The 13,147-nt window shown below is 69.8% G+C and carries 7 protein-coding genes and 2 tRNA genes; 4 read left to right on the plus strand and 5 right to left on the minus strand.

Translation table 11 applies throughout. The features are described 5' to 3' along the window. Nucleotides 1–209: 209 nt before the first annotated feature. Both BLQ77_RS17950 and BLQ77_RS17955 read right to left on the minus strand, forming a co-directional pair. A tRNA-Gly gene (locus BLQ77_RS17950) sits at nt 210–284 on the minus strand. Nucleotides 285–321: 37 nt separating this feature from the next. After that, nucleotides 322–396 (minus strand) — tRNA-Gly (locus tag BLQ77_RS17955). 175 nt (nt 397–571) lie between these two features. Here BLQ77_RS17955 and BLQ77_RS17960 point away from each other — a divergent pair. Beyond that, complete coding sequence (locus BLQ77_RS17960; protein ID WP_165617145.1) at nt 572–1,096, plus strand: DUF4405 domain-containing protein; 525 nt, start codon at nt 572–574, stop codon at nt 1,094–1,096. A 16-nt stretch (nt 1,097–1,112) separates the two neighbouring features. Here BLQ77_RS17960 and BLQ77_RS17965 read toward each other — a convergent pair whose 3' ends face one another. Beyond that, nucleotides 1,113–1,514 (minus strand): rhodanese-like domain-containing protein, encoded by a 402-nt coding sequence (locus BLQ77_RS17965; RefSeq protein ID WP_089961712.1) that lies wholly within the window; start codon nt 1,512–1,514, stop codon nt 1,113–1,115. 266 nt (nt 1,515–1,780) lie between these two features. After that, nucleotides 1,781–5,224 carry a pyruvate carboxylase gene (locus tag BLQ77_RS17970; RefSeq protein WP_089961715.1) on the minus strand — a complete coding sequence of 1,148 codons (3,444 nt, stop codon included), beginning with the start codon at nt 5,222–5,224 and terminating at the stop codon, nt 1,781–1,783. A 721-nt stretch (nt 5,225–5,945) separates the two neighbouring features. On the opposite strand from BLQ77_RS17970, the gene BLQ77_RS17975 reads away from it, so the two are divergent. After that, entirely contained in the window at nt 5,946–8,393 is a 2,448-nt protein-coding gene (locus BLQ77_RS17975; RefSeq protein WP_008886258.1) for an ATP-dependent helicase, read from the plus strand. Nucleotides 8,394–8,667: 274 nt separating this feature from the next. Here the strand turns inward: BLQ77_RS17975 and BLQ77_RS17980 are convergent, their stop codons facing one another. Further along, nucleotides 8,668–11,739, minus strand: a complete 3,072-nt coding sequence (locus tag BLQ77_RS17980; RefSeq protein ID WP_131822036.1) for a hypothetical protein — start codon at nt 11,737–11,739, stop codon at nt 8,668–8,670. Nucleotides 11,740–11,908: 169 nt separating this feature from the next. Here BLQ77_RS17980 and BLQ77_RS17985 point away from each other — a divergent pair, with 169 nt between their 5' ends. Both BLQ77_RS17985 and BLQ77_RS17990 read left to right on the plus strand, forming a co-directional pair. Beyond that, entirely contained in the window at nt 11,909–12,604 is a 696-nt protein-coding gene (locus BLQ77_RS17985; RefSeq protein ID WP_165617146.1) for an SIMPL domain-containing protein, read from the plus strand. Continuing rightward, nucleotides 12,601–13,137: an MOSC domain-containing protein gene (locus BLQ77_RS17990; RefSeq protein WP_089961722.1), complete on the plus strand. Its 537-nt coding sequence runs from the start codon at nt 12,601–12,603 to the stop codon at nt 13,135–13,137. The genes BLQ77_RS17985 and BLQ77_RS17990 overlap by 4 nt, the downstream gene beginning before the upstream one ends. The last annotated feature ends 10 nt before the right edge of the window (nt 13,138–13,147 follow it).

Genomic DNA, 13,147 nt, shown 5'->3' on the forward strand with positions numbered 1-13,147 from the left:
ACCTTATAAACTTGCTCAAGTATTCCGCCCCGCATGGGGCCTCGCGACGATGGCACATTGCCCGAGGGGAAGGCACGCGAAAACACCCCGCGACCGTTGTCGTGGGGTGACGCCTGGAAACGGCCCGAAGGCCCGCGCCGGTCCCGACCCGTCTGGTGGTCCGGTCCCGTATCGGGTGATGATGTCTGCTGACCGGAAAACCGGCAAATTGGAGCGGGCGATGAGATTCGAACTCACGACCCTTACCTTGGCAAGGTAATGCTCTACCCCTGAGCTACGCCCGCATCCGTTTACGACGGCGCTGCCGTCGAAGGGTCCATCTGGAGCGGGCGATGAGATTCGAACTCACGACCCTTACCTTGGCAAGGTAATGCTCTACCCCTGAGCTACGCCCGCGTCCTTGATGGTGGAGGCGATTTAGAGTCTCCCGCGCCGGTCTGCAAGGGGAAAATCTCACCTTTCTGCGAATTCTTTCGACGGGGCCGGAATGACACCGCGTTCAAGTCCATGAGAGCGCCGCCCGGGCACCGATGCGGGGCGACGCGACCTTCAAGAAAGCCAGGTGTTTGCCATGCCATCCGTTCTCAACCGTTACGCCACCCCGCTGCTGACGGGGATCTTCCTCGTGTCCCTCGTCTCGGGGATCGCGCTTTTCTTCCACTGGAATCCGACGTGGTTCCACGCGATGCACGAATGGCTGAGCCTGCTGCTCATCCTGCCCTTCGCGCTGCACCTGTGGAAAAACTGGCGGCCGCTGCGCTGCTATCTGCGCCGCCCGGCCTTCGCCATCGCCATGCTGGCCTCGCTCGCCGCGGCGCTGCTCTTCGTCCTGCCGCTCGGCGGGCTCACCGGCAGCGCCGGCACCGCGGGGCAGGGCGGCCGCCCGGCGCAGTTCGCCGTCGCCGGCCTGATGATCGAAGGCACGGTGGACAGCGTCGCCGCGGTGCTGGGCGAAACGCCGGACCAGCTGATGCAGGCGCTCGAAGGGTCGGGAATCGTCGCCGGAGACCCACACCAGAGCCTCTCCGACCTCGCCGCCGCCTCCGGCATCGACGAGCGCAGGCTCTACGCCGTGCTGGCGGCGCAGGCCCGCTAGGGCCGCAGTCGCAAACTCAGTCCCGGGGTGGCAGCTGCTCGACGGCGCCGCCCTGGGCCACCCAGTCGGTGAAGCCGTCGCGGAGGTGGGCCGCCTCGAAGCCCATCTCCTGCAGCGCCGCCACCGTCAGCGCCGAGCGCCAGCCGCTGGCGCAATGGAACAGGTAGCGCTTGCCCTCCTGGGCGAAGACCGGCTTGTGATAGGGGCTGTCGGGATCGACCCAGAACTCGATCATGCCGCGCGGCGCGTGCACCGAGCCGGGAATCACGCCGCTGCGCTGGCGCTCGCGGATGTCGCGGATGTCGACGATCACCAGATCCGGATCCCCGAGCGCGGCGATCGCCTCCGCGGTTCCGACCTCGGAAATGCGCGCCCGCGCTTCCGCCACAAGCTGCGCCGCCGTCTTCTTCAGTGCCATGCTCTCCTCCTCCGGGCGAGGCTTCGCCCTTCATCTTGCCGGATAAACTCCGGGGGGATTCCGGACGCATGTCCGGAATGGGGGCAGAGCCCCCTGCTTCCGCTCCGCAAGCGAGACCCGCAGGACAGTCCGAAGACCCCACAACGCACGCCCGTCAAAACCGAAACCCCGAAACCCCGCCCGATCAGGACCGGTCCCCGACACTCCGGCCCGCGACACTGCAGACGAGCGGGCGGGACCGGCGGCGCCGCCCCGCCCGCAGGCGCTCATTCCAGCTCGATGAGCAGGTCCTTGGCGTCGATCTGGCCGCCGGGGACGACGTGCACCGCCGTCACCGTGGCGTCGCGCTCGGCGTGCAGGCCGGTCTCCATCTTCATCGCCTCGATGGTCAGAAGCAGGTCGCCGGTCTTGACCTTCTGCCCCACCGACACCGCGACCGAGGCCACGACGCCCGGCATCGGCGCCCCGATATGCGAGGGGTTGCCGGTCTCGGCCTTGGGCCGGGCGGCGGTGGTGGCCTTCGCCTTCCGGTCCGGCACGCGCACCGCGCGCGGCTGGCCGTTCAGCTCGAAGAACACCCGCACCTCGCCATCGTCCTGGGTCTCGCCCACGGTGATCAGCCGGATCTCGAGCGTCTTGCCCGGATCGATCTCGGCGGTGATCTCGTCGCCGGGCGCCATGCCGTAGAAGTAGGTCAGCGTGGGCAGGGTGCGGACGGGGCCGTATTCCTCGTGCCGCGCCACGTAGTCGGTGAAGACCTTGGGGTACATGAGGTAGCCGTTGAAGTCCTCGTCGTCGAACTCGATGTCCTCGAACTTCGCCGCAAGCTCCGCCCGCAGCGCATCGAAATTCGCCGGGGGCAGGTGCTTGCCCGGGCGTTCGGTGTTGGGCTTCTCGGATTTCAGCACCTTCTTCACGATGCCCTTCGGGAAGCCCCCCGGCGGCTGGCCGAGGTTGCCCCGCATCATGTCGACCACCGAATCGGGGAAGCTGACCTCGGTCTTCGGATCCTCGACCTGCGCCCGGGTCAGCCCCTGGCTCACCATCATCAGCGCCATGTCGCCCACCACCTTGGACGAGGGCGTCACCTTCACGATGTCGCCGAACATCATGTTCACGTCGGCATAGGTCTTGGCGACCTCGTGCCAGCGCTCTTCCAGCCCCAGCGAGCGCGCCTGCGCCTTGAGGTTGGTGAACTGTCCGCCCGGCATCTCGTGCAGGTAGACCTCGGAGGCCGGCGCCTGCATGCCGCTTTCGAACGCCGCGTACTGGCCGCGCACCGCTTCCCAGTAGTTCGAGACCTCGCGGATCACGTCCACGTCGAGCCCGGTGTCGCGGTCGGTGTGGCGCAGCGCCTCGACGATGGAGCCCAGCGTCGGCTGCGAGGTGTTGCCCGAGAGCGCGTCCATGGCCGCGTCCACCGCGTCGACGCCCGCCTTCGAGGCCTCCATGATGGTGGCGATGGCAGCGCCGCTGGTGTCGTGGGTGTGGAAGTGGATCGGCAGGCCGACCTCTTCCTTCAGCGCCTTGATCAGCGCGCCGGCGGCGGAGGGCTTCAGCAGCCCCGCCATGTCCTTGAGTCCCAGCACGTGGGCGCCCGCGGCCTTCAGCTCCTTGCCCATGGCGACGTAGTACTTGAGGTCGTACTTGGCGCGCGCCGGGTCGAGGATGTCACCGGTGTAGCAGACTGTGCCCTCGCAGATCTTGCCGCTCTCGATCACCGCGTCCATGGCGACGCGCATGTTCTCGACCCAGTTCAGCGAGTCGAAGACGCGGAACACGTCGACGCCCGAGTCCGCCGCCTGCTTCACGAAGCTCTCGACCACGTTGTCGGGATAGTTGGTGTAGCCCACGCCGTTGGAGGCGCGCAGCAGCATCTGCGTCATCACGTTGGGCATCTTGGCGCGGATGTCGCGCAGGCGCTGCCACGGGCATTCCTGCAGGAAACGGTAGGCCACGTCGAAGGTGGCGCCGCCCCAGCACTCGACCGAGAACAGGTTCGACAGGTTCGCCGCATAGGCCGGCGCCACCTTGATCATGTCGAGCGAGCGCATGCGGGTGGCCAGCAGCGACTGGTGACCGTCGCGCATGGTGGTGTCGGTGATCAGCAGCTGCGTCTGCTCGGACATCCAGTCGGCGACCGCCTGCGCGCCCTTCTCCTCGAGCAGGGTGCGGGTGCCCGGCGGTGGCGTCTCGGTGCGCGGGGCGGGGGGCTTGGCGGGCTTGAGATCGGCGGGCGGCTTGGGGCGCCCGGCGACCTCGGGGTGACCGTTCACCGTGATGTCGGCGATGTAGGTCAGCACCTTGGTGCCCCGGTCCCGGCGCTTCTTGAAGTCGAAGAGCTCGGGCGTCGTGTCGATGAACTTGGTGGTGTACTGGTTGTTGAGGAAGGTCGGGTGCTTCAGCAGGTTGATCACGAAGTCGATGTTCGTGCTCACGCCCCGGATGCGGAATTCGCGCAGCGCGCGGTCCATCCGGCGGATCGCCTGCTCGGGGGTCGGCGCCTTGGCGGTGACCTTCACCAGCAGCGAGTCGTAATAGCGGGTGATCACCCCGCCGGCGTAGGCGGTGCCGCCGTCGAGGCGGATGCCCATGCCGGTGGCCGAGCGGTAGGCGGTGAGCCGGCCGTAGTCGGGGATGAAGTTGTTGGTCGGATCCTCGGTGGTGATCCGGGTCTGCAGCGCGTGGCCGGTGAGCCGGATGTCGTATTGCGAGGCCTTGCCGGTGGCCTCGGCGAGGCTTTTGCCCTCGGCGATCATGATCTGGGCCTGCACGATGTCGATGCCGGTGACCTCTTCGGTCACGGTGTGCTCGACCTGCACGCGCGGGTTCACCTCGATGAAGTAGAACTTGCCCGTCTCCATATCCATCAGGAACTCGACGGTGCCGGCGCATTCGTAGTTCACGTGGGCACAGATCTTGCGGCCGAGCTCGCAGAGCTCCTCGCGCTGCGCTTCCGAGAGATACGGCGCGGGCGCGCGCTCGACGACCTTCTGGTTGCGGCGCTGCACCGAGCAGTCGCGCTCGTAGAGGTGGTAGATGTTGCCCTGCTTGTCGCCGAGGATCTGCACCTCGACGTGGCGGGCGCGGATGATCATCTTCTCGAGATAGCCCTCGCCGTTGCCGAAGGCCGCCTCGGCCTCGCGGCGGCCCTCGAGCACCTTCTCCTTGAGCTCCTTGGCGTTGTTGATCGGGCGCATGCCGCGCCCGCCGCCGCCCCAGGACGCCTTGAGCATCAGCGGGTAGCAGATCTCTTCGGCCTCCTTCGCGATGGCGTCGAAGTCGTCGCCCAGCACCTCGGTGGCGGGGATGACCGGGACGCCGGCGGCGACGGCCACCTTGCGGGCGCTGGCCTTGTCGCCGAGCGCACGCATGGTCTCGGCCCTGGGTCCGATGAAGGTGATCCCGGCAGCGTCGCAGGCATCCACGAACTCGGGGTTCTCGGAGAGCAGCCCGTAGCCCGGGTGGATGGCGTCGGCGCCCGATTCCTTGGCCACGCGGATGATCTCGGGGATCGACAGGTAGGCCGCCACGGGGCCCAGCCCCTCGCCGATGCGATAGGCCTCGTCGGCCTTGAAGCGATGCAGCCCGAGCTTGTCCTCTTCGGCGAAGACGGCGACCGTCTTCTTCCCCATCTCGTTGGCCGCTCGCATGATGCGGATGGCAATCTCTCCGCGGTTCGCGACCAGAATTTTCTGGAACTCGGGCATCGCTGGTATTCCTCCTTCAACGGCCTCTCTCCGACCGTGGCGGAGAGTGAACGCGATGCCGCGATGCAGCGCAAGATGGCTTTGCAAAGTTAGCGAATTTAGCCGAACGCTTTGCAGAATCGCGGTTCGGAAGGAGGCAGCGCCCCCGCGGAGGGCGCGGGGACGCTGCGGTTTCACCGGGGCCCGCCGCATCGTCGGGGGAGGAGGCAACGACGCCGCCCGCGGTGCCCGGCGCCAAAGGTTCGCCGGGGATGAAAAAGGTCCGGGGCCGCCCGCATGGAACGCCGTTGACCGGAGGTCCCGGACCGGGTGTCGTCACCCGACCTGCCGTTGACGGCCTAGCGCGCTCCGTCGGCCGGCGCAGGGCGCGCAGACAGGAAAATCTCGTCCTGCAGCCTCGTCCTGAAGGTCGCGATGATCTCAATCATCCACGTGTGATCGCAAACCCGGTCGCACCTTCGGGAGGGGCGTGAGTGGGCGCACCCGCAGTCGTTTCCTTGCGTGCGGCGGCCGGGGCCGTGACCGACCATGCCGCCGCACTTGAAAAGGTATTTTTCGGGGAGCACGAGGCGCCTTCCGATAATGATAACAGGGTACCACGGACACACGCCTCGGTTGCGTTAATAATACGTGAACTGAATTTCACCCGCGGCGGTCAATTTTACGAACAAATGCGGAACGCACCTTTTGTCGCCGCCGCGCATGCGCTAGATTTCCCGGCATGAGCAGTTTCGATGACATGGACGCCTTCGAAGGCGCCTCGCTGTCGGCGCGCGCCATGGCGGCGCGCCCCGCGCCTTATCTTGACGACCTGAACCCGGCGCAGCGCGAGGCGGTCGAACGGCTCGACGGGCCGGTGCTGATGCTCGCGGGGGCGGGGACCGGCAAGACCAAGGCGCTGACCAGCCGCATCGTGCACCTGCTGGTGAGCGGCAAGGCGCGCCCGAACGAGATCCTGTCGGTGACCTTCACCAACAAGGCCGCGCGCGAGATGAAGGAGCGGGTGGGCCGCCTGCTCGGGCAGCAGATCGAGGGCATGCCGTGGCTCGGCACCTTCCACTCGATCTGCGTCAAGCTGCTGCGCCGCCATGCCGAGCTGGTGGGGCTGAAGTCGAACTTCACCATCCTCGACACCGACGACCAGATCCGGCTGCTGAAACAGCTCATCGCCGCCAACAACATCGACGAGAAGCGCTGGCCTGCCCGCCAGCTCTCGGGGCTGATCGACCACTGGAAGAACCGGGCCTGGGTTCCGACCAAGGTGCCCGCCTCCGAGGCCTCGGCGTTCAACAACCGCGGCACCGAGCTTTACGAGCAGTACCAGACCCGCCTGCGCGAGCTGAACGCCTGCGATTTCGGTGACCTGCTGCTGCACATGGTGACGATCTTCCAGACCCACCAGGACGTGCTCGAACAGTACCAGCGCTGGTTCCGCTACATCCTCGTGGACGAGTACCAGGACACCAACGTCGCCCAGTACCTGTGGCTGCGGCTGCTGGCGGGGGCGCACAAGAACATCTGCTGCGTCGGCGACGACGACCAGTCGATCTACGGCTGGCGCGGCGCCGAGGTCGGCAACATCCTGCGCTTCGAAAAGGATTTCCCCGGCGCCCACGTGGTGCGGCTGGAACAGAACTACCGCTCGACCGCGCATATCCTCGCCGCCGCCTCCGGCGTGATCCGCGGCAACGAGGGGCGGCTCGGCAAGGAGCTCTGGACGGCGGCCGATGGCGGCGAGAAGGTCCGTCTGATCGGCCACTGGGACGGCGAGGAAGAGGCGCGCTGGATCGGCGAGGAGATCGAGGCGCTGCAGAAGGGCACGCGCGGCATCCGGCCGCATTCGCTCGACGACATGGCGATCCTCGTCCGGGCCTCGCACCAGATGCGCGCCTTCGAGGACCGCTTCCTGACCATCGGGCTGCCCTACCGGGTGATCGGCGGGCCGCGCTTCTACGAACGGCTCGAGATCCGCGATGCCATGGCCTATTTCCGGCTGGTGGTCTCGCCCGACGACGACCTTGCCTTCGAGCGCATCGTCAATACCCCCAAGCGCGGGCTCGGCGACAAGGCCCAGCAGGTGATCCAGCACACCGCCCGCGAATTCGGCGTGAGCCTCATCGAGGGCGCCCGCATCGCGGTCGAGGAAGAGCGCATCAAGGGCAAGGGCGGGGGCCAGCTGCGGCTCCTGTGCGAGAACCTCGCGCGCTGGCGCGAGACCATGCTCGGGCCGGTGCTGCGCCCGGGCGAGATCGACGGCGACGATCCGACCGACGTGATCGACGACGAGCCCGCCTTCGTGGTCGGCGGCACCCGGCGCGGCCGCCCGCGGGTGACCCACATGGAGCTTGCCGAGATGATCCTCGACGAAAGCGGCTACACCGCCATGTGGCAGGCCGACAAGACGCCCGAGGCGCCGGGGCGGCTCGAGAACCTCAAGGAACTCGTGAAGGCGCTCGAGCAGTTCGAGAACCTGCAGGGGTTTCTCGAGCACGTCGCGCTGATCATGGACAACGAGAGCGAGGAGGCCGGCGCCAAGGTCTCGATCATGACCCTGCACGCGGCCAAGGGGCTCGAGTTTCCCGCCGTGTTCCTGCCCGGCTGGGAGGACGGCCTGTTCCCCTCGCAGCGCAGCATGGACGAGAGCGGGGTGAAGGGGCTCGAGGAAGAGCGGCGCCTCGCCTACGTGGGGATCACCCGGGCCGAAGAGCTTTGCACAATTTCCTTTGCCGGCAACCGGCGGGTGTTCGGTCAGTGGCAGTCGGCGCTGCCCTCGCGCTTCATCGACGAACTGCCCGAGGAACATGTCGAGGTGCTGACGCCGCCGGGTCTCTACGGCGGCGGCTACGGTGCCGCGGCGGCCTATGGCACCGGCTCGGGGCTCGAGACCCGCGCCGCCGAGGCCAATGTCTACAACTCTCCGGGCTGGAAGCGCCTGCAGGAGCGTTCGACCCAGCGCCCGGTGAGCCAGCCGCGCGAGAGCCGCAACACCATCATCGACCTGCAGGCGGTCTCGGCCTTCGAGATGGGCCAGCGGGTGTTCCACCAGAAGTTCGGCTACGGCGAGATCATCGGCATCGAGGGCGACAAGCTCGAGATCGCCTTCGAGAAGGCCGGCACCAAGAAGGTGGTGGCCCGGTTCGTGCACGCCGAGACCGACGTCCCGTTCTGAGGTGGGGGGCCGCGGCCGGGGCGCAGGCTGTGGTTTCCGCGGATTGGTGGGGCGTTGGGCTGGTTCGGGCGCTTGGTGCGTCTGCCTGAGCGGTCAGGCGAGGTTTCCTGATGTTATCGGCCACGGGGACTGGCCGCGCCCGTGTGGTGGCCCTGTGCGGTGGTGAGGGGGGCGCCCTGTTCTCCGATCTCGCGCGGGCGGGGGCGTCGGGACGCCTCCGGCGGGAGTTTATCTGGCAAGATGAAGGGACGGGACGTCCCGAGGGATGGGCCGGTCAGCCGTTCGGCATCCGCAGCACCACGTTCCGGCCGTTCTTGTTGAGCTGGAGTTCCGTATCGCCGATGGCCGCGACGCGGCCGCCGTCCAGACGGTCGCCCACCTTCACGTTCTGCAGCCGCCCGTTCGACAGCCGCACCAGCGCGCGGCGGCTCGAGGGGGTGCCGAAGACGCCGATCAAGTTGATCTGGCGCAGGTTGATCTGGTTCTTGACCGTGGCGGCGCCCGCGACGCTGCTGTTCTGCGGGATCCGCGGCGCGGCGGGCTGGGCGCGCACTGTGGCGGCAGAAGCGGTCCGCACCGGCTCGGATTCGGTGCGCTTGACGATGGTGTCGATGTCGCGCGGCCGGTTCTTCGGCTGGATCGAGCTTGCCACCGCGAGCCGTGTGCCGACCGGCACTTCGGCGACGATCTCGTCTGCCTCGGCTTCGGGTTCTGCTTCCGGTTCTGGCGGGGTATCGACGGTGGCGGCGACCTGCTGGGCGATGGCCTCTGCCATCGCCGCCTCGGCCTGCTGCTGGGCCGCTTCGCTGATCGCAGCCGGGCGTTCGATCGGGCGCTTTCCGGCCAGTTCCGCAAACGAGTTGCCGCCCAGCGTGGCGCGCTCGGCCTGTTCGACGAGATCGCCGGGACGGGGCTGCGGGCGGCTCTGGGCGAGCGGGTTCCCTGGCTCGGCGCTTGCGGTGTCGGTGGACGCGGCGTCACTCGTGGCCGCGCCGGTCTCTTCGCTGCCGGTCTCTTCGCCGCCGGACGCGGGAGCCTCGGGCCGCGCTGTGGGGGCGATGGGGGCGGCTTCGTCTGCCGGCCCGGCGGGGCTGCGCTGCGGCGGGATCTGCGGCGGCGGGCCGGTGAAGACCCGGATACCGTCGGGCGAGATCGCGCCCTCGGGGGTGGCACGCACCAGCCCGTTCTCGTCGAGGTCGAAGCGCACGTCCGGTCCAGGCGGCAGGCGCACCGGCTCGAGCGCCACGTCGTCGTTCAGGGTGCCCGCGGGCGGCAGCGCCACCGCGTCGTACTGGCCGACCTTGGGATCGACCGAGGCGATGTAGAGGTCGTCGACGGAATCGGTCTGCGGGTGGTGCGGCGCGGAGGGCGCGCGCTCCCAGATGCCGGTGGCGGCGTAGCGCGCGGCGGCCTCGTCGGCGCTCGGGCTCTGGCCAGTGGGTTCGGCGGGGAGCGGCTGGGTCGGGACCGGGGCGGCGTCCCCGTCGGGCGGCAGCAGAGCCGCGACGTCCATCCCTTCGTCGGCCAGGGTTTCGGCGGCATCGGCGGCGGCTTCCGGCTCGTCGGCGATGGCGACGCCGTCGCCGAGCGCCGCGTCATCGGGCGCCTCGGAGGTGGCGATCGCCGCGGCGGCGGGCTCGTCGGGACGGAAGAAGCGCGAGATGCCGTCCTCGAGGAAGACCGAGGCCCAGGCGGCGACGGCGGCGAGGAAGAGCAGCAGCACCACGGTCAGCATCAGCCCGAGGAAGCGCGGCTTGCCGCCGATCTGCTCGTCGCGGCGGGCGCCGAACACCGTCATGCGGCGGCGTTCCTCGTCCGGGTCGATGGCCGCGGTGCCGGCCGCGGAGGCGGTGACGGGGGGGCCGGGATCCTCGTTGCGCGAGCGGCGCAGGGCGGCGACGCGCAGGCCGTCACGGGGCTCTGCCGCGGTCTCGGGCGCGGGCTGGGGGACTGGCGGCGGTGCGGGCTGGGGCCGGGGGGCGCTGGCGGCGGCGGCCTTGGCGCCGTTGCGTGCACGCTTCGGGGCTGCGGGTTTCTTGCGCGGGGCGGGCGTGGGATCGGCGGCGGGCTCCGGCGGCGGCGACGGGCGCAGCTTCGGAGCGGGGGCACCGGCGGGCGCGGCGGCCTGCGGCACCGGGGCGGCGGGCGCCTCGGGGATGTCGCGGGTGGCGCGCATGGTGCTGAAGCTGGGCGCCGGGTCGGGGCGCGCACCGGCGGGGTCGGCGACGCGCGGCGCGGCGCCGGTGGCGGCGGCCGAGACGAGCGGTCGGGTGAGGGCCGTCTCGCCCGGCTCGGCAGGGGTGGTATCGGCGCGGGCGTTGCCGCCGGGGCCGAAGACGCCCTGTGCGAAGCGCACCCGCTGGTCCGGATCGGGCAGCGGCGCGGGTTCGGCGGCGTCCCCCGGAAGGGCCGGCTCCGGTGCGTTGTCCCTGGGCGACGACGGTGCGGCATCCTGCTTGTGGGGTGCGGCGGGCGGTGTTGGGGCCGCTGCGGCGCGTTCCGTCGGGAGGCTCTCGGGGGCCGGGGTGTCGGTCTCCGCGGCGTTTTCCGTGGGCGGGGTTGCGGGGGTGGTCGCGGGTGTTCGGGTGGCCCGTTCCGTCGGCGCGGTTTCGGAAACCGGGGCGGGACGCTCGGCGCTGGGGTCCGTCGGGACAGTTTCCGGCGCGGGCGTCTCCGCTGCGGCGTCCGGCGTGGGCGCAAGCTTGGCGGGGGCCGCAGACACCTCGGGGACGGCCTCGGCCTCGGGCCGGGCGGGCGCAACCGGCGCCGCGTCGCGCGGGGCCGTCTGGGCACCGCGGCGCCACGGCAGCACGGGGGCTGCGGCGACGATGCGCACCGGCTGCGGCAGGCGGTCGGGGGGGACGCCGGTCCAGCCGGGGGCGGCGCCGAAGAAGGGCGCGCCGGTGAAGGCGCCGTCGGGGGCCATCGCGGTGAAGCCCACCGGCACGAAACCGTGGGCGCTCACGAAGCCCGCCGCCTCTTCCAGCGTCTCGCGCGCCACGGCGGCGGCGAAGAGCCGCTCTCCGTCCGTGGACCAGTCGCAGACCAGCTCGTCCACCGCGTAGGGGGTCGCGCCGTCGAGGGCGGCCTGAACCGCCGCCTCCTGCTGGGCCGGATCGCCCGGCGCGGCGAGGTCGAGATAGCGGATCTGCTCGTTCGGCAGGATCAGCAGCACCTGCGCCCCTTCGGGCGAGAGCTGTTCTGCGGTCGCGCGCAGGGCGGTCAGCTCGGCGTCGAGATCCGCACTGTCGAGCGCCACGTCTCCCGCCGGGCTCCACCCGGTCACTGCCCGTCGCAGCAGGGTGATTCCGTCGGACGAAAGGGAAAGCGCGAAATTCGGTACCATGGCCGATCTCTATCACTGCTCAAGTGCTTGTGGGAGTCCCATGACGCCCGATGCCCGGCTGTAGCGGCTCTTTGCCGAGCCAGTGGGCGCCTGCGGGACGGGGCCTTGAAGACCTCTTCTAGAGGTTCGATGTTACCTGAGATTGAGCATGTTTGAAGGAGTATTTTCCATGCGTCGTTTCGTTCTCGCCGTCCTCTGTGCCGCGGCGCTGCCTCTTGCCGCAATTGCGCAGGAGCAGGGCCCGCAGATCACCGTCACCGGCGAGGGCCGCGCGGCCGCGGTTCCGGACATGGCCACGGTCACCCTTGGCGTCACCGCGCAGGATGCCGATGCCGGTGCTGCCATGGCCGAGACCAAACGCGTCGCGGGCGCCATCCTCGACCGGCTCGAGGGCATGGGCATCGAGGCGCGCGACCGCCAGACCTCGGATCTCGGGCTGCAGCCGGTCTGGAGCAACTACCGTGACGACCGCGCGCAGGAGATCACCGGCTACGAGGCGAGCAACCGGCTCACGGTGCGGGTGCGCGACCTTGCCCAGCTGGGTGACGTACTGGGCGCGGTGACCGAGGACGGCGCCAACCGGCTCTCGGGGCTGAGCTTCGGCCTGCAGGACCCGGACCCGGTGGAAGAGGAAGCCCGGCGCGACGCGGTGGCCGACGCCATGCAGCGGGCGCGGGTGCTGGCCGAGGCCGCGGGCGTGACGCTTGGGCCGGTGCTGTCGATCAGCGAATCCGGCGGCGGCTACGCGCCCGAGCCGATGATGATGATGGAGGCGCGCGACAAGTCGGTGCCGGTGGCCGCGGGCGAAACCGTGCTGGCGGCGCGGGTGACCATGGTCTTCTCGCTCGGCGAAGGCGACCAGTGACCGAAGTCGTGGCCGTTGCGCGGGACGCCGCGCACCGGTTCTCGAAGCAGCTCTGCCCCGGGATCGTGCTGATCGCGGGGCAGGGGGTCGAGGGTGACGCCCATCGCGGCGTCACCGTGCAGCACCGGTCGCGGGTGGCGCAGGACCCGACCCAGCCCAACCTGCGGCAGGTCCACCTGCTCGCCGCCGAGCTGCTCGACGAGCTCAATGCCAAGGGCTACGACGTGGGCCCCGGCGAGATGGGCGAGAACGTGACGACCCGCGGCATCGACCTGCTGGCACTGCCGCGCGGGACCCGGCTGGCGCTCGGGGAGGCCGAGGTCGAGGTGACCGGCCTGCGCAACCCCTGCGCGCAGATCTCGGGTTTCCGCTCGGGGCTCCTGTCGGAGGTGCTGATGCGCACGCCGGAAGGCGGTCTGGTGCGACGGGCGGGGATCATGGCGGTGGTCACCCGTGGCGGGGCGGTGACGCCCGGCGACGCGATCGCGGTCAAGCTGCCGGCCGCGCCGCACCTGCCGCTCGAACGGGTCTGAGCGTCGTCGT

The sequence above is a fragment of the Salipiger thiooxidans genome (assembly GCF_900102075.1).
Classification (GTDB): Bacteria; Pseudomonadota; Alphaproteobacteria; order Rhodobacterales; family Rhodobacteraceae; genus Salipiger; species Salipiger thiooxidans.

What these genes read in the sequence shown, in the direction of transcription:
- BLQ77_RS17960 (WP_165617145.1), top strand. Translation starts at nt 572, where the DNA reads ATGCCATCCGTTCTCAACCGTTACGCCACCCCGCTGCTGACGGGGATC.
- BLQ77_RS17965 (WP_089961712.1), bottom strand. Translation starts at nt 1,514, where the DNA reads ATGGCACTGAAGAAGACGGCGGCGCAGCTTGTGGCGGAAGCGCGGGCG.
- BLQ77_RS17970 (WP_089961715.1), bottom strand. Translation starts at nt 5,224, where the DNA reads ATGCCCGAGTTCCAGAAAATTCTGGTCGCGAACCGCGGAGAGATTGCC.
- BLQ77_RS17975 (WP_008886258.1), top strand. Translation starts at nt 5,946, where the DNA reads ATGAGCAGTTTCGATGACATGGACGCCTTCGAAGGCGCCTCGCTGTCG.
- BLQ77_RS17980 (WP_131822036.1), bottom strand. Translation starts at nt 11,739, where the DNA reads ATGGTACCGAATTTCGCGCTTTCCCTTTCGTCCGACGGAATCACCCTG.
- BLQ77_RS17985 (WP_165617146.1), top strand. Translation starts at nt 11,909, where the DNA reads ATGCGTCGTTTCGTTCTCGCCGTCCTCTGTGCCGCGGCGCTGCCTCTT.